The 24997-nt window shown below is 40.7% G+C and carries 21 protein-coding genes and 5 tRNA genes; 19 read left to right on the top strand and 7 right to left on the bottom strand.

Annotation, left to right across the window (positions count from 1 at the left end; all coding sequences use genetic code 11):
* Positions 1 to 31 precede the first annotated feature (31 nt).
* A complete protein-coding gene (epmB, locus tag AKG98_RS04170) occupies positions 32 to 1045 on the bottom strand; it encodes an EF-P beta-lysylation protein EpmB (RefSeq protein WP_198155401.1) in 1014 nt (337 codons plus the stop codon).
* 30 nt (positions 1046 to 1075) lie between these two features.
* Between epmB and efp the strand changes: the two genes are divergently transcribed.
* Positions 1076 to 1642 (top strand): elongation factor P, encoded by a 567-nt coding sequence (gene efp, locus AKG98_RS04165; protein WP_067041818.1) that lies wholly within the window; start codon positions 1076 to 1078, stop codon positions 1640 to 1642.
* Between the two features lie 204 nt (positions 1643 to 1846).
* On the top strand, positions 1847 to 2821 hold the full coding sequence (gene epmA, locus AKG98_RS04160) for an elongation factor P--(R)-beta-lysine ligase (RefSeq protein WP_067041815.1): 975 nt from the start codon (positions 1847 to 1849) through the stop codon (positions 2819 to 2821).
* Between the two features lie 33 nt (positions 2822 to 2854).
* Here epmA and mscM read toward each other — a convergent pair whose 3' ends face one another.
* The 4 genes from mscM to rsgA all read right to left on the bottom strand — a co-directional run bounded on the left by mscM (position 2855) and on the right by rsgA (position 9419).
* Positions 2855 to 6187 (bottom strand): miniconductance mechanosensitive channel MscM, encoded by a 3333-nt coding sequence (mscM, locus tag AKG98_RS04155; protein ID WP_067041812.1) that lies wholly within the window; start codon positions 6185 to 6187, stop codon positions 2855 to 2857.
* 71 nt (positions 6188 to 6258) lie between these two features.
* On the bottom strand, positions 6259 to 7116 hold the full coding sequence (locus AKG98_RS04150) for a DMT family transporter (protein WP_067041809.1): 858 nt from the start codon (positions 7114 to 7116) through the stop codon (positions 6259 to 6261).
* A gap of 222 nt (positions 7117 to 7338) precedes the next feature.
* Positions 7339 to 8199, bottom strand: a complete 861-nt coding sequence (asd, locus tag AKG98_RS04145) for an archaetidylserine decarboxylase (RefSeq protein WP_067041806.1) — start codon at positions 8197 to 8199, stop codon at positions 7339 to 7341.
* Positions 8200 to 8378: 179 nt separating this feature from the next.
* A complete protein-coding gene (rsgA, locus tag AKG98_RS04140; protein ID WP_067042028.1) occupies positions 8379 to 9419 on the bottom strand; it encodes a small ribosomal subunit biogenesis GTPase RsgA in 1041 nt (346 codons plus the stop codon).
* A gap of 129 nt (positions 9420 to 9548) precedes the next feature.
* Here rsgA and orn point away from each other — a divergent pair, with 129 nt between their 5' ends.
* From orn to AKG98_RS04100, 8 genes are all read left to right on the top strand, one after another.
* Positions 9549 to 10115 carry an oligoribonuclease gene (gene orn / locus AKG98_RS04135; RefSeq protein WP_067041803.1) on the top strand — a complete coding sequence of 189 codons (567 nt, stop codon included), beginning with the start codon at positions 9549 to 9551 and terminating at the stop codon, positions 10113 to 10115.
* A gap of 139 nt (positions 10116 to 10254) precedes the next feature.
* Positions 10255 to 10330: transfer RNA gene (locus tag AKG98_RS04130), tRNA-Gly, on the top strand.
* A gap of 58 nt (positions 10331 to 10388) precedes the next feature.
* Positions 10389 to 10464 (top strand) — tRNA-Gly (locus AKG98_RS04125).
* Between the two features lie 58 nt (positions 10465 to 10522).
* Positions 10523 to 10598 (top strand) — tRNA-Gly (locus AKG98_RS04120).
* A 72-nt stretch (positions 10599 to 10670) separates the two neighbouring features.
* A tRNA-OTHER gene (locus AKG98_RS04115) sits at positions 10671 to 10765 on the top strand.
* 62 nt (positions 10766 to 10827) lie between these two features.
* Positions 10828 to 10903, top strand: a tRNA-Gly gene (locus tag AKG98_RS04110).
* A gap of 252 nt (positions 10904 to 11155) precedes the next feature.
* Entirely contained in the window at positions 11156 to 11647 is a 492-nt protein-coding gene (locus AKG98_RS04105; RefSeq protein ID WP_067041800.1) for a DUF4442 domain-containing protein, read from the top strand.
* A gap of 247 nt (positions 11648 to 11894) precedes the next feature.
* Positions 11895 to 13235 (top strand): sodium:proton antiporter, encoded by a 1341-nt coding sequence (locus AKG98_RS04100; protein ID WP_067041797.1) that lies wholly within the window; start codon positions 11895 to 11897, stop codon positions 13233 to 13235.
* Between the two features lie 92 nt (positions 13236 to 13327).
* Here the strand turns inward: AKG98_RS04100 and queG are convergent, their stop codons facing one another.
* Positions 13328 to 14470: a tRNA epoxyqueuosine(34) reductase QueG gene (gene queG / locus AKG98_RS04095; RefSeq protein ID WP_067041793.1), complete on the bottom strand. Its 1143-nt coding sequence runs from the start codon at positions 14468 to 14470 to the stop codon at positions 13328 to 13330.
* A 225-nt stretch (positions 14471 to 14695) separates the two neighbouring features.
* Here queG and tsaE point away from each other — a divergent pair, with 225 nt between their 5' ends.
* The 8 genes from tsaE to hflC all read left to right on the top strand — a co-directional run bounded on the left by tsaE (position 14696) and on the right by hflC (position 23221).
* Complete coding sequence (tsaE, locus tag AKG98_RS04090) at positions 14696 to 15172, top strand: tRNA (adenosine(37)-N6)-threonylcarbamoyltransferase complex ATPase subunit type 1 TsaE (RefSeq protein WP_067041790.1); 477 nt, start codon at positions 14696 to 14698, stop codon at positions 15170 to 15172.
* A 2-nt stretch (positions 15173 to 15174) separates the two neighbouring features.
* The gene (locus AKG98_RS04085) at positions 15175 to 16524 is read left to right on the top strand and encodes an N-acetylmuramoyl-L-alanine amidase (protein WP_067041787.1); all 1350 of its coding nucleotides are present in this window, start codon (positions 15175 to 15177) and stop codon (positions 16522 to 16524) included.
* A gap of 7 nt (positions 16525 to 16531) precedes the next feature.
* Entirely contained in the window at positions 16532 to 18541 is a 2010-nt protein-coding gene (gene mutL, locus AKG98_RS04080) for a DNA mismatch repair endonuclease MutL (protein ID WP_067041784.1), read from the top strand.
* Positions 18522 to 19457 (top strand): tRNA (adenosine(37)-N6)-dimethylallyltransferase MiaA, encoded by a 936-nt coding sequence (gene miaA / locus AKG98_RS04075; RefSeq protein WP_083543878.1) that lies wholly within the window; start codon positions 18522 to 18524, stop codon positions 19455 to 19457. Before mutL ends, miaA begins: the two co-directional genes overlap by 20 nt.
* Before the next feature lie 83 nt (positions 19458 to 19540).
* Positions 19541 to 19783, top strand: a complete 243-nt coding sequence (gene hfq / locus AKG98_RS04070) for an RNA chaperone Hfq (RefSeq protein ID WP_067041781.1) — start codon at positions 19541 to 19543, stop codon at positions 19781 to 19783.
* A gap of 59 nt (positions 19784 to 19842) precedes the next feature.
* The gene (hflX, locus tag AKG98_RS04065) at positions 19843 to 21132 is read left to right on the top strand and encodes a ribosome rescue GTPase HflX (protein WP_067041778.1); all 1290 of its coding nucleotides are present in this window, start codon (positions 19843 to 19845) and stop codon (positions 21130 to 21132) included.
* A 49-nt stretch (positions 21133 to 21181) separates the two neighbouring features.
* Positions 21182 to 22342, top strand: a complete 1161-nt coding sequence (gene hflK, locus AKG98_RS04060) for an FtsH protease activity modulator HflK (protein WP_067041775.1) — start codon at positions 21182 to 21184, stop codon at positions 22340 to 22342.
* Between the two features lie 3 nt (positions 22343 to 22345).
* Positions 22346 to 23221 (top strand): protease modulator HflC, encoded by an 876-nt coding sequence (gene hflC / locus AKG98_RS04055; protein WP_067041773.1) that lies wholly within the window; start codon positions 22346 to 22348, stop codon positions 23219 to 23221.
* Between the two features lie 93 nt (positions 23222 to 23314).
* Here the strand turns inward: hflC and fldB are convergent, their stop codons facing one another.
* Positions 23315 to 23836: a flavodoxin FldB gene (gene fldB / locus AKG98_RS04050; protein WP_067041770.1), complete on the bottom strand. Its 522-nt coding sequence runs from the start codon at positions 23834 to 23836 to the stop codon at positions 23315 to 23317.
* Between the two features lie 194 nt (positions 23837 to 24030).
* Here fldB and xerD point away from each other — a divergent pair, with 194 nt between their 5' ends.
* Positions 24031 to 24921: a site-specific tyrosine recombinase XerD gene (gene xerD, locus AKG98_RS04045; protein WP_006032508.1), complete on the top strand. Its 891-nt coding sequence runs from the start codon at positions 24031 to 24033 to the stop codon at positions 24919 to 24921.
* The last annotated feature ends 76 nt before the right edge of the window (positions 24922 to 24997 follow it).

Raw genomic sequence — 24997 nt, 5'->3', positions numbered from 1 at the left:
GTGGTCATTCCTTTTTTATTGTCTGCTGTAATTAAATAGAAATCGGTGTTTTACTTTTCTCGCCACCGATTTCACGAACTAACTTCGGCACTAAAAACCCCGGTAAGCGCAATAATAGTTGATTCATTATGTCGACCGCTTTTTCTTCTGGGACATCAAAATGACTTGCCCCTTCGACTTTATCGAGCAGATGTAAATAGTATGGCTGAATACGGTTATCAAAAAGTCGCTCGTGTAATTCCACCAAATCATCAGCATTGTCATTAATGTCTGCTAATAATACCGCTTGGTTATATAAACTGATACCGGCAGTGGTGAGTTTGGCTAACGCTGCGGGTAATTCTGCGGCTAATTCATTGGGGTGGTTAATGTGTAATACCACACTGCAACGCAAACTCGATTGTTTTAGCAGCGTAACGAACTCATCGGTAACACGGCTGGGCATCACCACGGGTAAACGCGTATGTATGCGCAGACGTTTAAGATGTGGGATCTGCTCTAATTGTTTAACCAACCAGCCCAGTTGTTCATCGTTCGCCATAAGTGGGTCGCCGCCACTAAAAATAACCTCGATGATCTCAGGTTTAGAACGGATATAGTCAATCGCTTGTTGCCATTCGTGTTTGTTATTACTATTGTCTTGATAAGGAAAATGACGGCGGAAACAATAGCGACAGTTGATCGCGCAACCGCCACGGACAATAAAGAGTACACGGTTGGTGTATTTATGCAGTAACCCTGGCACTACTGATTCATGCTCATCAAGGGGATCTTTAATGAATCCAGCCTTTTGGATGAACTCTTGTTGTTTTGGCATCACTTGCAAAAATAGCGGGTCTTTGGGGTTGCCTTTTTCCATGCGATCTACAAATGATTGCGGTACGCGCATAGGAAATAACTGCCTTGCCGCAAAATCAGCCTGGAAAGCTTCCTCGGTAAGTTCTAGTATAAAAAGTAGCTTTCTGGGATCTGAAATGGCGTTAGCTAAGTCTTTTTTCCAATTTCCCTGCATATTTTGATCATTTCGGGTTATCATTTGCGGCATTATTGAACTCTATTTTTTCATGAGGATAACATGGCATCATATAAAACCAGTGACTTTAAAGGCGGTTTAAAATTCATGCTTGATAATGAGCCTTGCTCTATCATGGAGCATGAACATGTAAAACCAGGTAAAGGCCAAGCGTTTCATCGCGTTAAAGTTCGTCGTTTGATTTCTGGTAAAATTTTAGAAAAAACATTTAAGTCTGGTGAAACAGTTGAAGCAGCAGACGTAATGGATTTTGAACTAGCTTATCTTTACAACGATGGCGAATTCTACCATTTTATGAATAATGAGACCTTTGAGCAAGTAGCAGCAGACGTAAAAGCTGTTGGCGATACGGCTAAATGGTTAGTTGAGCAAGATGTTTGCACAATTACAACGTGGAACGACAACCCTATTGCTGTTACTGCACCAAATTTCGTTGAGATTGCTGTGACAGAAACAGATCCTGGCCTAAAAGGCGATACACAGGGTACAGGTGGTAAACCTGCAATATTAGCTACAGGTGCCGTTGTACGTGTACCTCTATTCATCCAAATCGGTGAAGTAGTTAAGGTTGATACACGTTCTGGCGAATATGTTGGCCGTGTAAAATAAGTTGATTTTACGCTAACCTAATTAGCGTTTATGAACGATAAAATGCCAGTCTTTGACTGGCATTTTAGTTTTTGGCAAACCAGTAAATAATGATTCAGATACAAGCCGTTATAATATTAATTAAAGTAAGTTGGTGGTCTTTAATTAGTGTTATGCAGATGATAAATAGCTTTAACGTTTTAGGTAATGACAACCGGAGTAAATATGAGTGACGTAAATTGGCAACCGAGTGCAAGTTTTACTGCTCTGCGTGCGCGAGCGAAAGTATTAAATACTATCCGTGAGTTTTTTACGCAACGAGATGTGTTAGAAGTTGATACACCAGCGATGAGTCAAGCCGCTGTTACCGATGTACATTTAGATGCATTTAGTACGGTATTTGTTGGCCCTGGTTACAGCCAAGGTCTGACCTTATATTTGCAAACATCACCTGAATTTCACATGAAAAGGTTGCTAGCAGCAGGCAGTGGTTGTATCTATCAAATAAGTAAATCGTTTCGTAATGAAGAGGCTGGCCGTCACCATAATCCCGAATTCAGCATGCTAGAGTGGTATCGCATTGATTTTGACCATTTTCAATTGATGGATGAAATGTCTGAGCTACTAACCCTAGTATTAGGTTCAGGTAAAGAGCAGCGCTTCACTTATCAAAATGCATTTAAGCAATTCTTACAGTTAGATCCGTTAACCGCGTCGATGGATGAATTACGTCAAGCGGCAAAACCGTACGGGGTTTATGACGTGTTAGAGAATGAACCTGATCGAGATACTATCTTACAGTTATTATTCTATGTGGGCGTAGAGAGCCAAATTGGTCAGGATGTACCGTGTTTTATTTATGACTTCCCTGCATCGCAGGCGGCATTGGCCCGTATTAGCCCACAAGACACTCGTGTAGCAGAGCGCTTTGAAGTGTATTTTAAAGGTATTGAGCTCGCGAATGGATTCCATGAATTAGCGGATGCAAAAGAACAGTTATCACGTTTTATCGCAGATAATAACAAGCGTAAAACGATGGGCTTACGAGAGCAACCTATCGATCATTATTTAATTGATGCACTCACCGCTGGTTTTCCTGACTGTGCGGGCGTCGCATTAGGTATTGATAGATTAGTCATGTTAGCGACGGATGCGAATAGCCTCAATGACGTAATCGCTTTTCCAACACCGCGCGCATAATGTGTGTCTAAAAAGCAGAAAGGGTGATTGAGGTTATCTTAAGCTGCCTTTTTTCATACTCATCACATGGCCGCTATCACTGACTTTTATGCCATGTTTTACATTCAGATCCAATTGTTGCAGGGCTATGCGAATATGGTGTTCTTTAAACACCTGATTGATACGGATATTAAGTGCGTGCGTCATGGTTAAACGATGGCCCATTTCGGCGACATAACAACGTACTTCAAAGCATAATGAATGTTGGCCAAACTCAATAAAGAATACTTCTGGCCCTGGATTCTCAAGACTTAAACTATTTTCTTCGGCACAATCTAATAGCAGTTTGGTGACCAGTTCAATATCCGAATTAAATTCCACACCAATATTAATGATCACACGGGTAATAGAATCGGACAGTGACCAGTTAATAAATTGTTCAGTAATAAAGGCTTTATTCGGTACGATAATTTCCTTTCTATCCCAATCGACAATCGTTGTGGCTCGGGTCTGAATTTTACTGATACTGCCAGTTAACTCACGGATAGTGACTGTATCACCAATACGGATCGGTTTTTCAAATAAGATAATCAGACCGGATACGAAGTTGGCAAAAATTTCTTGTAAACCAAAACCCAAACCGACGGTTAATGCCGCCACTAACCATTGTGTTTTTGCCCAATCGACACCTAAAAAGTTAAAGCCGACGACAAAACCAATTGAGATCGTCATGTATTTGGCTAACGTCGTGATCGCAAAACCTGTACCTGGGCTAAGATCGAGATGTTGCAAAATAAGCAGTTCTAGCGCACCCGATAAATTACGTACCAATACCAGCGTTAGTGCAAAAATAGTGATGGCTAATAGGCCGCTCTTTAAGGTAATCGGATCGATATATTCAACCCCGTTTAGGGTATTGGCTGCGTCCCAAAGCGTGATGGTATCGAGGAAGGTAAAGGCGCTTTGAATTTCAGACCAAAATAGTGCATTTAATGCGACGAATAATAAGGTTAACAAAGTACGTAATAAGCCGAGCGATTGTGCACTGATTTGATCCAGGTCGATCTCGGGTTCTTCGATATCAAAATGGCTTTCTTGACTGGTATTTTGCTCGCCCTTTTCAACTTCTTTCATACGTTGAGCAATAATGTCGATACGTTTGGCTTTCGCTCGCTCAAAGGCCAGACGACGTTTTTGTAAGTGCATACCACGGCGGATCAAATAATAAGTGAGTAAGAAGAACACGCCCATTAATAAGGATGATTCCATCTGTTTTAGCAATACTTGCGCCGTATAGAGGTAGCCCATGAGTGCGATGATGGCTGACGCGATTGGAGCCATGATAAAGACAGTCCAAATAGAGTGGTGGACAATGTGCGGTTTGTCATTATTTTTTTTCTTATACGTTAGTGGTAATTTTTCGCGATATAAGCGGTAGTAGAACTGCGTTAATGCACAACAAGCAATAATAAAGGCAAGACGACCTAGCGATCCATCATAGGCTTGTTCTGGATACTGGTTACAAAGCACTTGGATGATGTAAGAAGGCCAATAGATAAAAAATAGCACCTGATAATAACCCCAAATTTTGGCAATTAGTTTTTTATCTATTTTAAGGTGAATTTGCAGTAAGCCCTTATAGCGGGTGAGGTTGCGCATAAACAGGTATATCACTAACAAAAATAGCGAATCTTGTAATGCGTGGCCAATATTGACTGCAAAGGGGAACTCCCATGCGCTAATGAGTAGCTCAGTAATAATAAACAGTGAAAGCGGTAAGAGCAGTGCGTCGGCGAATGAATATGCGAGATTCCGTAAGGTATAAGAAAACTTATCCTTTGTTACTTTACCAACCTTTGGATATATTTCGGCGATATGTTTGGTAAAATATTTATTAAGAGGAGCGTGTAAATAAGTGAGACCCAGAATGAATAACAGCGCCAAACTTAACGTTGCTAAAGGTACAGAGAGTATGGCTTGTGGGATCGTGATACTGTTATCGATCGAGGTAATCCAAAGCATACTCGCCAAAAGTTCTGAAATTGTTTGAGTATTTACGAATGGCGAACTCGGCACCCAGAATAAATGCTCATCAGCCTGCTGTTTAATTTGCACTAATGTGCTATTCATCTTGCTGTAACTGACTTTTAATTTTGTTTGCTCGTAGATATGATTATCTAAACTTGAAATAAGTTGGCTGAGTAACAGTCGACGTAATTCAATAAATCGTAATAAACTCTCATGTTCTACAGGAGTGAGTGTTTTTGTTGCTAACGGCAGACTGTCTAATTGTGTCAGCATTTTTTTATAGCGAAAGCGTGCTAGGCGGCTTTCAACAATTTCATTTTCGAGTTTTGCTAGTGGTGGCTCACTCGGTAAGCTACTTACTTGAGCCCGTAAGTTTTCACCAAACGCAGAGCTGATTTTTAACCATTCTACTTGCTCATTAAAATTAGTGAGCGTTGTAGTGAGCGCATCTACTTGCTGTGTGACTGCTTGCTGTTTACGTTGAATAATTTCACTTTTAGCCGATACGGTTGCAAGTTCTTTAGATAGCTCTTGATTGATTTCGAGTTGTAGCTGTAAAAATGGAGAGCTAATCAGCGATGAATCATTGATTTGTTTACTACGCGCAATCGCGTCTTCGGTTTCCTTACGTAATATACTATTACGTAAATCTGTCAGCGTTGTTAAGTTCTTACTGACATCTTTTTGTTCTCGCTGTATTAAACGACGATTGAGCTGCGCTAATTCACTGCGATTACTGGCACTGAGTTGCTCAAGCTCTAACATCTGTATTTGCGTTGATAATGATGATTCTTTGATTTGTAGTGAAATTCGGATAGCTTCTTGTTCACTATTTAAACTGCTGTACCCTGCACTTATCAGCTTGTCAGATTCTTTTTGCGTATGGGTTAATTTACGACGTAAGCGCTCAATATCAGTTTGAAATGAACTGATTCTAATACCTATGGTGGTGAGTTCGCTACTACGCGCCTGCTGCTGTTGTTTTAAATCGGTAAGGTTGGAATTTTGTTTAGCAATTGCTTGCTCGACTTTATTTAATGACCAGTCGCTTGGGTCGGCAAATTTTGCGGATATATAGTCTGTAATTTTGGCTTTTAATGTTTGCGATGTTACCGGATAGTCGTCAATTATTTTCTGATAACGAACGGCTGTTTGACGGGCATTAGTGTCTTCGGTGAGATCTTTTAAGGCTTGTTGATAGTACTTGATTTGTAATTTAACCGAAGGCGTTGACTCTAGTTCTTCAAGCTGAGATAGGGTGTTATTAAGCTGGGCCTCACCATAACTAAGCTCTGCATAAACCGGAGTCATAAATAATGAAAATAAAATAAGTAAAACTACATAATGTTTAGTCATCATAATATTTCATAAGCACAATTAATAATGTCATTGAATCTCGGTTTATCCGTTTCCCAACTGCATTAATAGGCCTATTTTTTTCCTGCATTCCATGTTTCAAAGAGGGCGGCTGAGACCACTAATACGCCTCCCGTGATGGTTGCAGCATTAGGGATTTCACCTAAAAAAGGGATCGCGAGCAAACTACCGTAAAGCGGTTGTAAACAGGAGATTAGGCCTACTGTTTTGGCTTTTAGGTAACGCAATGCTGTCACTAGCAGTGTGTGCGGCATTGCTGTAAAACAAACCCCTAACACAACTAATAACGTCCAATTGTCATTATTTATATCTGCTAAGTCTACACTCAAAAATGGCGAAAGCATACACGCGGTTAATAATGTTTGATAAAACATGGTGTGCGGACCACTGTAGTGCGATAGCTTACGTTTATAGAGTATATTTCTTAAAGTAAACAAAAATGCGGAGCTAATACCGCTGATAATACCGAGTGTCACATCGTTCTCTAGAGACAGTTCTGGGACTAATAAGCTAATGCCGATTAATACCACTAATGCCGAGACTATATCTTGACCTTGTATTTTTTCTCGATTAAACAAAGGTTCTAAAAATACCGTCATCACAGGATAAGTGTAGAAGGCTATAAGTCCTATCGCAATGGTCGATAATTGCATGCCTAAGAAGAATGTTACCCAGTGAGCACCCACTAATGCGGCGAGTAAAACTGCCCAGCCATAATCGCTTAACTTATTTAATCGCAATGGTTGCTTGGTGACTTTTAATAATAACCACAGCACAATACTGGCAATAACGCAGCGAATAATGGTGATGTCAAGCGCACTTAATGGAATGAGTTTAGAAAATAATGTGGTGCCGCCAAGTAATAGCGTTGCTGAGTGTAGAGCCCAAAGCCCTTGTTTACGTTGTTCCATTAATTGCTACATCCTTGCAATGGTTCGCCAGATCAATTGGCAGCATTCATATTGATTGAGTGATTATAACCTTTGTATAGTAATAATGGCATTGTTGTGGCTATTAAGAATATTGAATATACAGGATTAGGTTGGTTATTACGGGGGGAATGTTACTCATTAAAAATATTACGTTTATAATGAGTAACATTATCCTAGCGATTAAGCTTAGGTTATCTTATTTTATTTATTCTTGATGCGGGCAAATGCTTCACCCATTACTGTTGCTGTTGTTGGCTGTAGTTCATCAACAAATTCAACGGCATCTTTGGCAAATACTGCAACGATCGTTGAGCCGAGTTTAAAGCGACCCATTTCTGCGCCTTTTTCGATAACGATTGGCGCTTGGTTTTCATATGTCCAACGTACGATCTCTTTATTTTTTGATGGTACGATAGTGCCATGCCAAATGGTTTCAATTGAGGCTACGATCGTTGCGCCCACGAGTACCATTGCAAATGGACCGACTTCGGTATCAAAGATAGCGATAGCACGTTCGTTACGGGCAAATAGGTTTGGTACATTTTGCGCAGTGAGTGGATTAACCGAAAACAAATCTCCCGGTGCAAAAATCATTTCTTTTAACGTACCCGTAATTGGCATGTGGATACGGTGGTAATCACGTGGCGATAAATATACTGTCGCGAAATCACCATCTTCGAATTTGTTTGCAAGTTGACGATCGCCGCCAAGTAGTTCGCATACACTGTAGTCATGACCTTTAGCTTGCACAATACGACCTTGCGTAATTGGACCTGCTTGGCTTACTGCGCCATCTACTGGCTGACATAGCATGTTGTCGTCAGCATTGATTGGGCGTACGCCTTCTTTAAGTTCACGGGTAAAAAACTCGTTGAATGTATGGAAGTGTGCTGGATCTGAATGTTTTGCTTCATCCATGTTTACATTGTAACGTTTGATAAACCACTTGATCACATAGGTTGTTACTTTACCGTGAGCACCATTGGCAAATAAACCAGTAAGACGAGATAAACCGTGTTGAGGAAAGCAGTATTGGGCAATAACTTTAAGCTTGTCTAGCACCTGAGAGCCTCTTAAATAGTTGAATAATTGATAGTTAAATAAAATTAACGCTATTGTAACAAGTTTGACTATTGTTGTCAGAATTTGCGTGATGAGTTTAACCAGATTAATGTTATCTTGCTATTTATGCTAACAAGATAACATTGATTTGGTGTTGTTATGACATCAATGTGTGCGAATTATTTACGCACTGGGACATGACGTTCAGGACGATTATCGAGCATGGTTTCTAAAATACGAACATAGTTATCAAAGCGTACTCTTTTGATCTTGCCTTTTGCTACCGCATCTTGCAGTGCACAACCGGGATCATTTTTGTGTTTACAATCACGGAAGCGACATTCACCTAAAAAGTCGCGAAATTCGATAAAACCATTGGCGATCTCTTCGGGCTTCATGTGCCATAGCGAGAATTCACGTACCCCCGGTGAGTCAATAAGATCACCACCTGATGGGAAATGATATAAACGTGCAGTGGTTGTGGTATGGGTACCAAGACCTGATTTTTCCGATACATCACCCACCTGAATATGTAATTCGGGCATTAAGGCATTCACCAGAGATGATTTACCCACGCCTGATTGACCAACAAAGATAGTGGTATTATCTTTCAATAGACCTTGTAATTCACCTAAACCTTTACCTTCAGTCGATGATACTTGCCATACTTCGTAGCCGATATCGCGGTAAGTTTGGAGCTGCTGGTTAATGGTGAATAATTCATTGGGGCTTAATAAATCGATCTTGTTCAATAAGATCACTGGGCGAATTTTTACATCTTCGGCAGCAACAATATAACGGTCGATAATATTGGTTGAGAATTCTGGCACCACGGAAGATACAATCACGATCTGATCGATATTCGCCGCTATCGGTTTAATACCATCGTAGAAATCAGGACGGGTCAATACGGTTCTGCGTTCGTGTACCGCTTCGATAATACCAGAAATGCCTTGCAGCTGTTCATTACCTAAGCGCCAAACGACACGGTCACCAGTGACTAAGCTCGCAATAGAACGACGTAGATTACAGCGGTGTATAACACCGTGCTCATCTTCAACATCAGCATGTTGACCAAAGCGGCTAATGATCACGCCTTCTTGCTTTTTACCGAGAAGAGAGTCGTCCCATTCTTTTGTATCTGGCTTTTCTAGGCGTTTAGTCTGGTTGCTACGTACGCGACGTATTTGACCTTGGGTTAAATGTTTCTTTTTAGCCACGGGTAATTTAATTCCTGAGTTGTAACAAGCGTATTGTAGTACAGCTGTTGCTGAACATCGCATTTCGAGGTCGATTGAGTATAATAACCTTAAATATACGATTAAACGACAACTATTAGGATCCCCTCTATGCAACTTGCCGACAAAGCAGCGCAATTTAATGAAAATAATTTAGTTTGGATTGACCTAGAAATGACCGGGCTTGATCCAGAAAAATGTCTGATCATTGAGATTGCTACTATCGTCACAGATAGTGAATTGAACATTCTTGCAGAAGGACCTGTGCTCGCGATTCATCAAGATAAAGCGGAACTTGATAAGATGGATGAGTGGTGTACAACTCACCATACTAATTCAGGTCTTGTTGAACGTGTACTAGTAAGTAAAGTCACTGAAAAAGAGGCTGTTGAGCAAACATTAGCATTTTTACATCAGTGGGTTCCGGCGGGTAAATCTCCATTATGTGGTAACAGCATTGGTCAAGATCGTCGTTTCTTAGTGAAATACATGACGGAATTAAATGATTATTTTCACTACCGTAATGTCGATGTGAGCACGATTAAAGAATTAGGTCGTCGTTGGTGCCCTGAGGTTGTATCGAGTTTCCATAAGGAAGGTTTGCATTTAGCACTTGATGATATTCGTGAATCAATCGGAGAATTACAGCATTATCGTCAACACATGTTTAAAATTTAAGCAGGTGAACGACTGGTTGGATAATTTTATGACCTTATAGTCGAAACATTCAGCAATATAAGGTTTTTTTATAATAAAGCCTAGGTCTATGCTTGCAAAAACCAGTCGGTTCTATATAATTCGGCACCTAAGATGAGATGCGGTACTAGCTCAGTTGGTAGAGCGCAACCTTGCCAAGGTTGAGGTCAAGAGTTCGAGCCTCTTGTACCGCTCCAATTTTCTTGTCACACCAATGATGAGAAAATAAGTTGAGAAACTTTAAATCAGACAGAAGCGGTACTAGCTCAGTTGGTAGAGCGCAACCTTGCCAAGGTTGAGGTCAAGAGTTCGAGCCTCTTGTACCGCTCCAATTCTCTCATCACACCAATGATGAAAGGATAAGTTGAGAAACTATAAATCAAAATGAAGCGGTACTAGCTCAGTTGGTAGAGCGCAACCTTGCCAAGGTTGAGGTCAAGAGTTCGAGCCTCTTGTACCGCTCCAAATTCAGATTTGTTTGAATGTTCATTCACTCGAATAAATCGAATAGTTACTGAAACTTTAAATCAGACAGATGCGGTACTAGCTCAGTTGGTAGAGCGCAACCTTGCCNNTAGAGCGCAACCTTGCCAAGGTTGAGGTCAAGAGTTCGAGCCTCTTGTACCGCTCCAATCTTTCTTTTCACACCAATGATTAGATAGATATAGTTCCTGAAACTTTAAATCAGACAGAAGCGGTACTAGCTCAGTTGGTAGAGCGCAACCTTGCCAAGGTTGAGGTCAAGAGTTCGAGCCTCTTGTACCGCTCCAATTTCTTTTCTTTATATCCCCTTATACTATCTTCCTTTATTTGACTTCTTAGTTCATTTATTTTTAAATCTACAAATCTACAAATCTACAAATCTACAAATCTACAAATCTATCAATTTATTGCCGCTAATTTTATCCTGTGTCATTTAGACCAATTACACTTATGGATTAAATGTTATAGTTGTCGGTCACTTAGTGCAGGAATTTAACTAAGTATTCGTTCTGGAACCAATGATAACGTCGAGGATTGACATGAAAGCCGATAATAAACTCAGTAAAATCGTTAAAAAAGTAACGCTACTTCCAAAAGCTTGCCACGCACCTGCATTGTCGTTGGTCTTTGGAAAAGTGATTAAATTTGCTGGTACGTCAAAAGTACGTGTCGAAAAATTAGACTTTTCTGGTTCTAAACTTAGTTTGAAGAACCGTAAGCGCGTACAGAATCATATTGGTGGTGTCCATGCCGCTGCAATGGCGTTACTTGGCGAGTCAGCGACGGGTTTTTTAATTGGTATGCATGTACCCGACAACCGTATACCATTATTAAAGAATATGAATATTGATTATGTTCGTCGTGCTGCGGGTGATCTTACTGCGGTGGCAACATTAAGTGATGCGCAAATAAATTATATTCGTGAAACAGAAAAAGGTGATATCTCGGTACCTGTTGTTATCACGGACAGTGAAGGTAATGAGCCGATCAATGCTGAATTTATTTGGGCTTGGGTACCGAAAAGACGTTAACCTGTCATCATTCTTCTTTGTTTTTGTTAGCTATCGCTATTTTACCACTATTTATTATATAAATAATGTATGGTTATATCTAACTATATAATTATAGGTATATTTTTAGACCGAAAGCTCTATTCTTTGTTGTTGCTACTGATATTGCTGAAAGAACTTGATTTTTACCCTTAACAAGAACATTGTGTAGCTCGTAAAAACAATCTTCAGTCAATCTAATCAAATTTACTTCCATTAGAGGTGTAGGATGTCGGTGTACAGTACCTTATGTTTTCTCGCAGCAATTGCCATTTTTATTGCATTTATTAATAGCAAAATTGGTAAAATGCAAACAACAATTGCGATAACAGCGGGATCAATAATACTGTCTTTAGGTATTGTGATTGCAGGTCAAAGTGGCTGGTTTCATTTAGAGGCAATTGCTACAGAGCAATTAAATAATATCAATTTCGAAAGCTTTTTATTAAAAGGCATCCTAGGTTTCTTATTGTTTGCAGGTGGTTTAGGCATTAAATTGGCAAACATGAAAGACCAAAAGTGGGAAATTACGGTTTTGGCGCTTGTTGCCACCTTATTCTCAACAGCCTTTATTGGTTGGGTGTTATGGTTCTTTTGTCAGCTAGTCGGTATTCCATTAGATTTCATTTACTGTCTACTCTTTGGTGCGCTAATTTCTCCTACAGATCCGATTGCTGTATTGGCGATTGTTAAGAATCTGGACGCTCCGCAGCGTATTTCAACGCAAATCGAAGGTGAGTCATTATTTAATGATGGTTTTGGTTTAGTGATCTTTATGACGTTATTTACGGTGGCATTTGGCTCTGAAGCACCAACCGTAAGCAGTGTGACTCAACTATTCTTGCATGAAGCGATTGGTGGCATCATTTATGGGCTTGCGCTTGGTTTAGTATTCCATTATTTAATTAGTTCAACGAATGACCACTCAATGGAATTATTACTGACCATTGCTATCCCTACTGCGGGTTATGTATTTGCAGACGTGATCGATGTTTCTGGTCCGTTAGCGATGGTTGTTGCCGGTATCATGATTGGTAACTGGACGCGTCAAAAAGGATTTTCGCCAGAAAGTGAATATCATTTGGATCACTTTTGGGAGTTGGTCGATGAATTCTTAAATGGCATCCTATTCTTGCTGATTGGGATGGCTATGTTATTGTTTAGCTTCCACAAAGAAGATTGGATCTTGATGGTTTTTGCTATTCCATTGGTATTGTTAGCACGTTATTTGAGTGTGAAATTCTCTTATTTATTTTTCAATCGATTCCGTAGTTACAACCCGTTATCCGTTAAGATCCTGACGTGGGGTGGCTTACGTGGTGGTTTAGCATTAGCGATGGCGCTGGCCATTCCGGCTGGGGTATTTATTATTCCAGAAAAGAACATTGATGTTCGAGAAATTATTCTGGTGATGACTTACTCCGTTGTAGTGTTTTCTATTTTGGTGCAAGGCTCGACTATTACTGGCTTGATTCATAAAGCCAAAGCGTGGGAAGCAGAACAGCTTGTTAAGAAAGCGAGTGATACGGTAGAACACAGTAATAACAGCGTTGATAACACGGATAAATAACCGTTAATCTTTGTAAGTTATAATGAATGAATAAAAAACGCGTAGGGGGATATCCTCTACGCGTTTTTTGTTATTCATTCGCTAGCTATTAATCATGCATCGCGTGGCAGTGCTTTTTCAACCATGCGGATCAACTTGTCTTTGGTCTTATCTATTTGTAATACTGGAATGATATTGTCTGCTTTGGCTTGCTGTTGTTGCAGTGCCCAAGTGATATGCTCTTGCACCATTTCCGTTGTATCAACAAACTTAGTTTCTAAAGCCTCGACAATTTCTGCGGAATAAGCGGCATTACCCAGAGCCACTGAAATATTACGTAACCAACGCTCATGACCAATACGGCGAATGGGTGAGCCTTCTGTTTGTTTCAGGAAATAAGCTTCATCCCAGGCATACAGCGTCAATAATTCTGGCGAGTGCAGATTTGATCTTGGGTGAAAGTCTTGCTCATCGGTAATGGCGGCAAATCGATTCCACGGACAGATCAACTGACAATCGTCACAACCGTAGATACGATTACCAATCAAGGGTCTATATTGCTCTGGTATCGCCCCAAACAGTTCAATGGTGAGATAAGAAATACAACGATTAGCATCAACACTGTAAGGTTCGACAATCGCTTGTGTAGGACAAATTTGTAAACACGCAGTACATTTACCACACTGATTTTCAATGGGTTTATCAATAAGTAATGGTAGGTTTACTAATATTTCGCCAAGGAAAAACCACGAGCCCGCTTCCTTGTTTAAGATCAGCGAATGTTTACCTGTCCAGCCTAATCCGGCCTTCTCGGCCAAAGGTCGCTCGAGTAAAGGACCAGTATCAACAAAGGGGCGGAAATCGAGTGTTTCACAATGCTCACTGATTTTTTGACCTAAATGTTTAAGGCGTTTTCGGATGATTTTATGGTAATCACGACCCAGTGCATAACGGCTAATATAGCCCTTATTTTTTTGTTTTAAGGTTGTCGCCATTAATGCATCGGGTGGTAAATAATCCATGCGCACGGAGATCACGCGAATAGTCCCAGGGTAGAGTTCTTCTGGGTGGGTACGCATGGTGCCGTAGCGCGACATATAATCCATGTCGGCATGATAGCCATTATCTAACCAGGTTTGGAAATGTGGCTCGTAGGTCGATAAATCGGTATCGGCAATACCGACTTGTTGGAAACCAAGTTCTGCGCCCCAGACTTTAATTTTCTGTGTAAGTTGTTGATAGTCTATCGGAGGCATGGTTTATTATCAGTCTATGAGTAAATTGAGGTAAAGTTTATCATATTGTGGTTTTCTTTGGGCTCGACAATTTGTAGAATCTACATACCTGTCCAATTTTATAAGAGGCTGTCTTACGAAAGATGGATCTTATTGTGCAGATATGGGGTAGTGTAGTAACACTGCTCAATATAGCGTTCTATTTTAATGTTTTAATGTTTTAATGTTTTAAGGTACTCAAATTAGATGACAAATACAGTAAAAGTTTTATTAGCTGATGAATCAGAAACCGTTGCTTTTGGTGCGAGCCTTGCGCGTTTATGCGATAGCGCAACGACCATTTTTTTACATGGTGATTTAGGTGCTGGTAAAACGACATTAACCCGTGGTTTTGTGCAAGCACTGGGTCATCAAGGGAATGTTAAAAGCCCTACTTATACATTAGTTGAACCATATGAATTAGCGGATTGGAATGTGTATCATTTTGATCTCTATCGTTTAGCGGATCCTGAAGAATTAGAATTTATGGGGATTCGTGATTATTTTGATGATAATTGCCTGTGTTTAATTGAGTGGCCGCAGCGCGGTGAAGGTTTCTTACCTGCTGAAGATTTACAAATTACGCTGACTTATGTCGGAGAGCAGCGTGAAGTTGTGGTTGAAGGCCTGAGTGAGTTAGGCGCAACACTCGTTAATAAATTAGCTAACATAAATATAGGATAACAATGTTTAAACGGATTTTACTATTAAGCATAATTTACTTGTGCTTTATGCCATTAAGTTATGCTGCTAATGCGGTGTATGCTATCCGGATTGTTGAGCATGCGGATAAAACAAGAATTGTTTTTGACCTGGCAAAAAAACCGTTATTCAACCTTTATGACCGTCACAAAAAGACACAGATCGTGGTTGATTTTGCTGGTACGCGAAATAGGGTTAATGTGAGTAAGCTAGCAAGGTTAAGCAGTAATATTATCCGTGTTGAACAAACCAAGTCGGCTAAATCTAGCGATTTACGTATTATTTTTCATCTTGCTCAACCAATTAAGTATCGATTTTTTGAATTAGCGGGTAATAAAACCGCACGGAATAGATTAGTCATTGATTTACCTGTTAAACCGACAAAGTCTGCAAAGTCCGTTATCAAACAAAAAAATCCGGTTGTCGTCAAAAAAATAACGAAAAAACTAATCGTTAGGCATCCCAAAAGAGATGTCGTGATCGCGATTGATGCCGGACATGGTGGTAAAGATCCAGGATCTATCGGTTTCAAAAAGTTTGTTGAAAAAGACATTACTTTAGCGATTGCGAAAAAAACAGTGGCAATTTTAAACCAGAAAAAAGGCATTAAAGCTGTCTTGATCCGTACAGATGACCGCTATATTTCGTTAAATGAACGTTCTGCGATTGCGCGTAAATATAAAGCGGAGTTATTAGTGTCTGTGCATGCTGACGGTTTTACTTCGTCCAAGCCATCGGGTGCCTCAACGTTGATTTTATCGCAAGGTCGTGCGAATTATGAATTTAATAAAAAACTACGTGACGATAATGTCAACGGACTGTTAGGTGGCGTAGGTGATGCGATTAAAAACAGCAACGGTGCAGATGACCTACAATATACGTTTCTCGACCTCGGTAGGCAATATTCACAAGGAGCAGGTTATAACATTGCGTCATTAATTCATCACGAGTTAGCGAAAGTAACTGATATGCATAAATCTAAACCGTACGAGCAAAGCTTGGCTGTATTGAAGTCCTTGGATATTCCGTCGTTATTAGTGGAAACTGGTTTTGTTACCAACTATCGAGAAGGTAAAAAGTTAACGACAAGCCGTCACCAGTATAAAATTGCGAACGCGATTGCACAAGGTAGTTACTTGTATTTCCGTAATTCGCCACCAAAAGATACGTATTTGGCCTATATGCGAAATAGCATTCACGTGGTTAAAAAAGGTGACTCACTTTCTGTTATTGCCCGCAGTTATGGCACGACAGAATCGCGCCTTAAGCAAGTAAATAACTTAACTAAAAGTACCATATTTATTGGTCAAAAATTAAAAATCCCAACGAGTTAGGTGTGTCATGACAATTCAAATATTACCACCTCGATTAGCCAACCAAATTGCTGCTGGTGAAGTGGTTGAACGTCCTTCATCGGTAGTAAAAGAGCTTATTGAGAACAGCATTGATGCTGGCGCGACGCGTATTGATATTGATATTGAGAAAGGTGGCGCCAAGCTGATCCGACTTCGTGATAATGGTACCGGAGTGGAGAAAGATCAGCTTGGTCTGGCATTAAGCCGTCATGCTACCAGTAAGCTGGCTACGTTAGATGATCTCGAATCGATAGATAGTCTTGGTTTTCGTGGTGAAGCATTGGCGAGTATCAGTTCGGTTTCTCGACTTACATTTACCTCTCGAACCAAAGCGCAAACAGAAGCATGGCAAGCCTATGCAGAAGGTCGGGATATGCAGGTTCAGATTAAACCGGCTGCACATCCGATTGGTACCACGGTTGAAGTGATCGATTTATTTTTTAATACGCCTGCTCGTCGCAAATTTTTACGTACCGATAAAACAGAATTTAATCATATTGATGAATTGGTGAAACGAATTGCGTTAAGTCGCTTTGATTTACAGATCACGCTGAAGCATAACGGTAAAGTGATCCGCAGTTATCGTCCTGCGAGTAGTATTGAACAACAAGAACGTCGTGTTGCTAGTATTACTAGCACCAATTTCATGGCGAATTGCATGGCATTGCACTGCGAACACAGTGATATAAAACTGTGGGGCTGGATCGGTTTACCGCATGATAATGCACCAATGGATGTGCAATACAGTTATGTTAATGGCCGTATGATGCGAGATAAGCTGATCAACCATGCATTACGTCAAGCTTATGAAGAAGCGACGGGTATCGCTGCGCCGCCTGCGTACGTATTGTTTATTGAAGTGTCTGTGCGTGAAGTCGATGTGAATGTTCATCCGGCTAAACATGAAGTCCGCTTTCATCAAGCGCGTTTAGTGCATGACTTCATCTTTCAAGGTGTTTTTAAAGCCATTACTGAAGGTGTAAGCCCATCAATACTCGCGGCAGAGATGCCTGTCCAAGAAGCGATTAGTTATCCTGGGCAAGCGCCTACTGCCAGCAATAGCAATACAAGTGTAAACGAGCAGACTGCGGATCATGGTGTGGCGCATGGCGGGATCGTTGATAGCGCGGTTACCCTTGCATATGGTGATGTTATGCCGATGCAAACACAGCATGGATATGGCGTTACAGATACGCGCCAAGGGAGTTCAAGTGCAACGTCGTCGAGTTATGGTCAGCAGCGTCAATATATGCCTGATAAGCCTTCAGCGGGCGCTATCAAGCAATACAATCACTTGTTACAGCCCAGTAAGGCTGAAATAACCGATCTGCAGCAAGCCGCGCGGAACACCGCGACTAAAAATGTTAATCAAGGGCGTCAAGTTGGGACGCATACTCAGTCGAACGAGCAACATACTGCGCGAGTTAAATTACTCAGTTTGGTCGCAGATAATTACTTGTTATTGCAAGATGATGATGCACTCTTGCTCGCCGATGTACTGGCAATGTGGCAGGTGAATTGCAAAATGCAATTGCTGGCAACATGGGAGCAAGGGGTTATATCGCAACCCTTGTTATTGCCAATATCTATTAAGTTAGACAAAAACTTTGTCGAAACAGCAAAAAATCAGCAAAATTTGCTTAATCGTCTGGGTTTAGAGTTGAATTATAGCAATGCCGCCACCATTATCGTTAGAAAGGTGCCAGCACAATTACGCCAAGCGAATTTATCCGCTGTGTTACCTGAGTTATTGCAACAGATAGTCCATCTATCCGAAAAGGCTACCGCCTCAGACGTTGCCCCCTTGTGCCATTGGCTTGCAATACAAGGTAGTCACGGATTGACCAAATTTACTTGGGAACAAGCGACTCAAATATATAGCCAATTTATCGAACAAGATAGCTGTGTACAAAAGCAATATCGTTCTAAACTATTTGAAGAACTTGACTATATGTCTGTAATAGAGAGATTTAACTGTGACTCAACAGCAAACTAAACCATTACCAAAAGCTATCTTTTTAATGGGGCCTACGGCGTCAGGTAAAACTGATCTTGCTATTGAGTTAACAAAACAGCTGCCGTGTGAAATTATCAGTGTCGATTCGGCATTAATTTATAAAGACATGAATATCGGCAGTGCGAAACCAACGGCGGCAGAGCTAGCACAAGCGCCACACCGTTTGATTGATATTATTGATCCTGCAATGAGTTATTCAGCCGCTGATTTTCGTGCCGATGCTTTAAAACATATGCAATCGATCACAGAAGCAGGAAAAATACCGCTACTTGTTGGCGGCACTATGCTTTATTTTAAAGTACTACTTGAAGGTTTATCGCCGGTACCGACATCGGTACCTGAAATTAGACAGGCTATTGAAGCGGAAGCAAAACTGCGTGGTTGGGAATCATTACATCAAGAGTTATCTTTGTATGATCCCGAGTCAGCAGCGCGTTTACATAAGAATGATGCACAACGCGTTTGCCGTGCGATTGAAGTTTATCGACTAACGGGTAAATCATTAACTGAATTAACCCAACAAAAAGGCGAAGCACTGCCTTATGACGTAGCACAATTTGCCATTGCGCCAACCGATAAAACCGTATTACACGAGCGTATCGAACGTCGTTTTAAATTGATGATTGAGGCCGGTTTTGAAGCAGAAGTGCAAGCCTTATATCAACGTGATGACCTGCATCTTGATTTACCATCGATGCGTTGTGTCGGTTATCGCCAGATGTGGGAATACCTCGATGGCAAAATGGACCATGATGAGATGGTGTTCCGTGGGGTAGTAGCAACAAGACAATTGGCAAAGCGTCAAATGACGTGGTTAAAAAGTTGGAACGATCTAACGTGGTTAGACTCCAAAGCAGATGACAATTTAGAAAAAGTTTTATTATCAGTTGGCTAGTGCCTATTTTTAAGTAGTATACTGATAATTATCGGTTATATTTTCATTATAATAAAAATCTAATTTTTAAAAGGAAACTATTAATGGCTAAGGGACAATCATTGCAGGACCCGTTTTTGAATGCATTACGTCGCGAACGGATTCCTGTCGCAATTTATTTAGTTAATGGTATTAAGTTACAAGGACAAATCGAGTCATTTGACCAATTTGTTATCTTATTAAAAAATACCGTGAGCCAAATGGTATATAAACATGCTATTTCAACTGTTGTACCGGCACGTCCGTTACAACATGGCATCCAAACCGAAAGTGAAAGTGATAAATAATTCTTTGAAATTTAAACTAAAAAATCTTGTGAGTCATATACTCATAGGGAGTCGTGAAGTTGTTTGATCGCCATGAAGCAGGTGAACGTGCCATATTAGTGCACGTTAACTTTAATGATGAAGGCAACCGAGAAGATCTGCATGAATTAGAAATGCTGGTTTCCTCTGCCGGTGTAGATGCGTTATCTGTGGTAACAGGTTCGCGTTCAAGACCACACCCTAAATATTTTGTTGGTTCAGGTAAAGCAGAAGAAATTGCTGAAGCAGTAAAGCTTTATCAAGCAGATATTGTTATATTTAACCATGCTTTAGCGCCACGCCAAGAACGTAACTTAGAAGCGTTACTGGAATGTCGTGTTGTTGACCGTACAGGCTTGATTTTAGATATATTTTCTCAACGAGCTCGTACTCATGAAGGTAAATTGCAAGTTGAATTAGCGCAACTGCGCCATATGTCGACTCGATTAATTCGTGGTTGGACGCATTTAGAACGCCAAAAAGGCGGTATCGGTATGCGTGGTCCAGGTGAAACTCAGCTTGAAACGGATCGCCGTTTATTACGCGTGCGTATGGACAGTATTTTACGTCGTTTAGACAAAGTGGTAACCAAACGTGACCAAGGTCGTCGTTCACGTAAGCGTCGTGAAATACCGACCATTTCGTTAGTTGGTTATACCAATGCGGGTAAATCGACTCTGTTTAATCGTCTCACTGATTCTAAAGTGTACGCCGCAGATCAATTGTTTGCGACATTAGATCCAACATTACGTCGTATTGCGGTTGCCGATGTTGGTGAAGTGGTTTTAGCGGATACAGTTGGCTTTATTCGTCACTTACCACATGATTTAGTTGCTGCTTTTAAGGCCACATTGACGGAAACGCGAGAAGCGGATCTACTTTTACATGTAATTGATTGTGCAGATGAAAACATGCGCGGTAATATTATAGAAGTAAATTCGGTATTAACCGAGATTGATGCGGGTGAAGTGCCTGTTTTAATGGTATATAACAAAGTCGATAAGCTTGATGATGGTCGTTGTCGTATTGATTATGATGACGAAGGTAAGCCTGTTAGTGTATGGCTATCTGCAATGTCAGGCGAAGGTACGGCGTTTTTATATCAAGCATTAACGGAGTTATTGGCAAGTACCATGAAAGTGGTGAAGTTACAGTTACCCGCAATGCAAGGTAATGTTGTCAGTCATCTGTATAATCTCGATTGTATTGAAAATGAAGCGTTTGCCGAAAATGGTGACTGGCTACTCGACATTAGAATGACTATGATTGATTGGCAACGTTTGAAAAAACACAAATGTAATAACATTGAAGATTTTATCCTTCAGCACTAGGCTGATATCATTAATATTTTCCCGAAACTATCTGGTAATGGAGATGCAAATGGCTTGGAATGAGCCCGGAAATGGCGGTAATAAAGATCGCGACCCTTGGGGACAAAAAGGTAAAGAGCAGGGACCCCCTGATCTTGACGAAGTATTTAAAAAGCTAACCAGCAAGTTTGGTGGCGGTAAAGGCGGTAAGTTCTCTGGCGGCGCTAACTTTAATAAAGTTGGTGTCTCTCTGGTGCTTGGTGTACTAGCCGTTATCTGGGTGGTCAGTGGTTTCTATACGATCAAAGAAGCTGAACGTGGCGTGGTATTACGTTTCGGTCAGTATTCACAAACGGTTGAACCGGGTTTATCTTGGTTACCGACGTTTGTTGATCGTGTGATCCCTGTTGACGTTAAGAGCATTCGCTCTATGCCTGCTGCTGGTTCAATGTTAACTAAAGATGAAAACGTTGTTGACGTAAAAATGGATATTCAATATCGCGTTATCAACCCGCGTGAATATCTATTTAACGTAACAAATCCGAATGATAGCTTGCATCAAGCGATTGACAGCGCATTACGTTTCGTTATCGGTCATACGACAATGGATGATGTGATCACAACGGGTCGTGAAGTTGTACGTCAAAGTACCCGTGAAAACATTGAATCTATCATTGATGAGTATCACATGGGTATTGAACTTGTTGATGTCAACTTCTTGTCTGCACGTCCACCGGAAGCAGTTAAAGATGCATTCGATGATGCGATTGCTGCACAAGAAGATGAACAACGTTATATCCGTGAAGCCGAAGCTTATGCGCGTGCAATTGAACCAACAGCACGTGGTCAAGTAAAACGTATTGAACAAGAAGCACAAGCTTACCAACAGCAAATTGTGTTAAAAGCACAAGGTGAAGTAGCTCGTTTCGAAAGTCTATTGCCACAGTATCAGCTTGCACCGGAAGTAACGCGTCAACGTTTATACCTAGAAACAATGGAAACGGTTTATTCAAATACAACGAAAATTGTGGTTGATACTAAAGGTACTGGCAACATGCTATATCTACCATTAGATAAAATCATGAGCGCTAATGCGGATAATAAACCGACTCGTTCGGCAAATACAGTACCAGCACCGCAACAACCAGCGAAATCAAATAACCGTTATCAGTATCCAGATACGAATAGTAGTAATGTTCGTCCTGATCGTTTTAACACAGGGAGAAACTAAGCTATGAATCAATTAAAAGCAGTTATTTTAGTACTTGTGCTATTACTTGGTTTTTCGTCTTTCTTTGTGGTAAATGAAGGTGAACGTGCACTCGTAGTTCGTTTTGGTAAAGTACTTAAATCAGGTGAGGAAGCGAAGGTTTATCTTCCTGGTCTGAACTTTAAGGTACCCTTTATCGATTCAACTCGCGTATTAAGCTCTCGTTTACAAACGCTTGATGGTAACGCTGATCGTTTTGTTACTTCTGAGAAGAAAGATTTAATTATCGATTCTTACGTGAAATGGCGTATTGAAGACTTTGAGAAGTTTTACCTTGCAACAAATGGCGGTAACTTCTTACAAGCAGAGTCTTTATTACAACGTAAAATTACCAATGGTCTACGTAATGAAATTGGTAATCGTACTATTAAAGATATCGTTTCTGGCCAACGTGGCGAAGTAATGGAAACGGCATTGAAACGTATGGCACGTTCATCTGAGCTGGGTATCCTGGTTGAAGACGTACGAATCAAGCAGATCAATCTACCGCCGGAAGTCAGTAACAGTATCTTCCAACGTATGAGTGCAGAGCGTCATGCTGTAGCGAAAGAACATCGTTCGCAAGGTTATGAACAAGCTGAGATCTTAAAAGCAGAAGTGGATGCGAAAGTAACCGTAATGCTTGCTGATGCAAACCGTCAAGCACGTGAACTACGTGGTAAAGGTGATGCAAAAGCGGCGAAGATTTATGCTGATACGTACAATAAAGATACCGAGTTTTATGGTTTTTTACGTAGTCTAGAAGCTTATTCTAAGAGCTTTAGTAATAAGTCTGATGTATTAGTTATTTCTCCAGAGAGTGATTTCTTCAATTACATGAAAGGCTCTGCTATAAGATAGCAATTGCTTGTCAATGAATAACAAAAAGGCCGTTGCTATCTTGGATAGCAGCGGCCTTTTTTATTGCGTTAACTTGTTGTTATAACTTATATGTTATGAATAGTGCGCTGCAATTTCTTCGAGCACTTGTAAGGTCCAAGTAGCAATACGTTCATCAGTTTGATCGTACTGGCTGTCTTCATCGAGGGCAAGACCGAAAAACTGACTTTCATCTTCGGTTAACGCTTTTGAAGCCACGAATTCGTAACCTTTATTTGGCCATTGGCCGATGAAGTGAATGCCTTTGCCCTGCAACTCGTCAAATAGCATACCCATCGCATCCAGATACCATTCGCTGTAGTTAACTTGATCACCAAGACCAAATAGCGCAACGGTTTTCCCTGCCAGGTTAATTCCTGCAATATCAGACCACAGATCGCCCCAGTCTTCCTGAAGTTCGCCATAATCCCAAGTCGAAATACCAAATAGAACGACGTCATAGGTTTCTATATCAGTAAAACCAGAGTCTTTTATGTCATGTAAGTCGACAAGTTCTGCACCAATTTCAGCTTGGATCTTTTCCGCAGCTATGGTGGTATAAAAAGTAGTTGAGCCGTAATATAAACCGATTTTCATTATCTACATCCAAAGACAGTGTTGCTAATCATACTATGTGTTAATAAATACGATGTGTTGATCATGCTCTGAGCGATCAGTTGCTCATCGTTACGCATAGTAACATGAGATAATTGTACTATAATTCATGTTTATTTATACAGTGTTGTTATACTGGTTGCATAGTAATCGTAATAGCAGCATAGGGTATTAGCTTGGAAAAGATTGAAATAATAGAACAGTTTTTAGATATTATGTGGCATGAACGCGGATTGTCAGATAATACCCTTAGCTCTTATCGTAACGATTTAAACCAATATCATCACTGGTTGGTGCAGCATAAACAGCAGTTATTAACTGTTGACCGTCTTGAAATTCAAGCATTTATGGCCAGCCGTTTTGATTTAGGTTACAAAGCCAGTAGTACCGCGCGCCAATTGAGCGCGATCCGTCGCTTCTATCAATATCTGTATCGTGAGCAAATGCGCGATGATGATCCGACCGCCTTACTCATTAGCCCGAAACTACCGCAGCGTTTGCCAGACGATTTATCGGAAGCTGAAGTGAATGCATTATTAGCTGCACCAGAATTAGACGATCCGATCCAATTACGTGATAAGGCCATGATGGAGGTGTTATATGCCACAGGGTTGCGGGTATCAGAATTAGTTGGCTTGAGTATGGAATCAGTGAGCTTACGCCAAGGGTTAGTGCGTGTGACGGGTAAGGGCGGTAAGGAACGCTTAGTGCCTATGGGTGAAGAAGCTGTGTATTGGACTGAGCGCTTTATTGCCGAAGGTCGCGCGACGTTATTAAAAGGGTTAACGTCCGATGTGGTGTTTCCTTCCAGACGTGGCAACTTTATGACTCGGCAAACTTTCTGGCATCGTCTTAAGCATTATTCACAAGTCGCAGGGATCACAACGCATTTGTCTCCGCACACTTTGCGCCATGCGTTTGCCACCCATTTGTTGAACTATGGCGCCGATCTGCGTGTCGTACAAATGTTACTTGGTCATAGCGATTTATCAACAACACAAATTTATACACATGTAGCTACAGCACGATTAGAGCAGTTGCATAGTGAACACCATCCTCGCGCGTAATTGCGTTGATGACATGGTATTAGCAAGGATTAAGGCTAGTGATAAATAATGAATTCTGTTAATTTATCGAGCATAG

Origin of the sequence: Moritella sp. JT01, assembly GCF_001574435.1 — a bacterium.
Taxonomy (GTDB): domain Bacteria; phylum Pseudomonadota; class Gammaproteobacteria; order Enterobacterales; family Moritellaceae; genus Moritella.
Note: the sequence above shows the minus strand (reverse complement) of the source record. Positions and strands in the feature narration are given on the sequence as shown.

Coding starts and splice junctions, on each gene's coding strand:
- epmB (WP_198155401.1), bottom strand. CDS start 1,045: ATGCCGCAAATGATAACCCGAAATGATCAAAATATGCAGGGAAATTGG.
- efp (WP_067041818.1), top strand. CDS start 1,076: ATGGCATCATATAAAACCAGTGACTTTAAAGGCGGTTTAAAATTCATG.
- epmA (WP_067041815.1), top strand. CDS start 1,847: ATGAGTGACGTAAATTGGCAACCGAGTGCAAGTTTTACTGCTCTGCGT.
- mscM (WP_067041812.1), bottom strand. CDS start 6,187: ATGATGACTAAACATTATGTAGTTTTACTTATTTTATTTTCATTATTT.
- AKG98_RS04150 (WP_067041809.1), bottom strand. CDS start 7,116: ATGGAACAACGTAAACAAGGGCTTTGGGCTCTACACTCAGCAACGCTA.
- orn (WP_067041803.1), top strand. CDS start 9,549: ATGCAACTTGCCGACAAAGCAGCGCAATTTAATGAAAATAATTTAGTT.
- AKG98_RS04105 (WP_067041800.1), top strand. CDS start 11,156: ATGAAAGCCGATAATAAACTCAGTAAAATCGTTAAAAAAGTAACGCTA.
- AKG98_RS04100 (WP_067041797.1), top strand. CDS start 11,895: ATGTCGGTGTACAGTACCTTATGTTTTCTCGCAGCAATTGCCATTTTT.
- queG (WP_067041793.1), bottom strand. CDS start 14,470: ATGCCTCCGATAGACTATCAACAACTTACACAGAAAATTAAAGTCTGG.
- tsaE (WP_067041790.1), top strand. CDS start 14,696: ATGACAAATACAGTAAAAGTTTTATTAGCTGATGAATCAGAAACCGTT.
- AKG98_RS04085 (WP_067041787.1), top strand. CDS start 15,175: ATGTTTAAACGGATTTTACTATTAAGCATAATTTACTTGTGCTTTATG.
- mutL (WP_067041784.1), top strand. CDS start 16,532: ATGACAATTCAAATATTACCACCTCGATTAGCCAACCAAATTGCTGCT.
- hfq (WP_067041781.1), top strand. CDS start 19,541: ATGGCTAAGGGACAATCATTGCAGGACCCGTTTTTGAATGCATTACGT.
- hflK (WP_067041775.1), top strand. CDS start 21,182: ATGGCTTGGAATGAGCCCGGAAATGGCGGTAATAAAGATCGCGACCCT.
- hflC (WP_067041773.1), top strand. CDS start 22,346: ATGAATCAATTAAAAGCAGTTATTTTAGTACTTGTGCTATTACTTGGT.
- fldB (WP_067041770.1), bottom strand. CDS start 23,836: ATGAAAATCGGTTTATATTACGGCTCAACTACTTTTTATACCACCATA.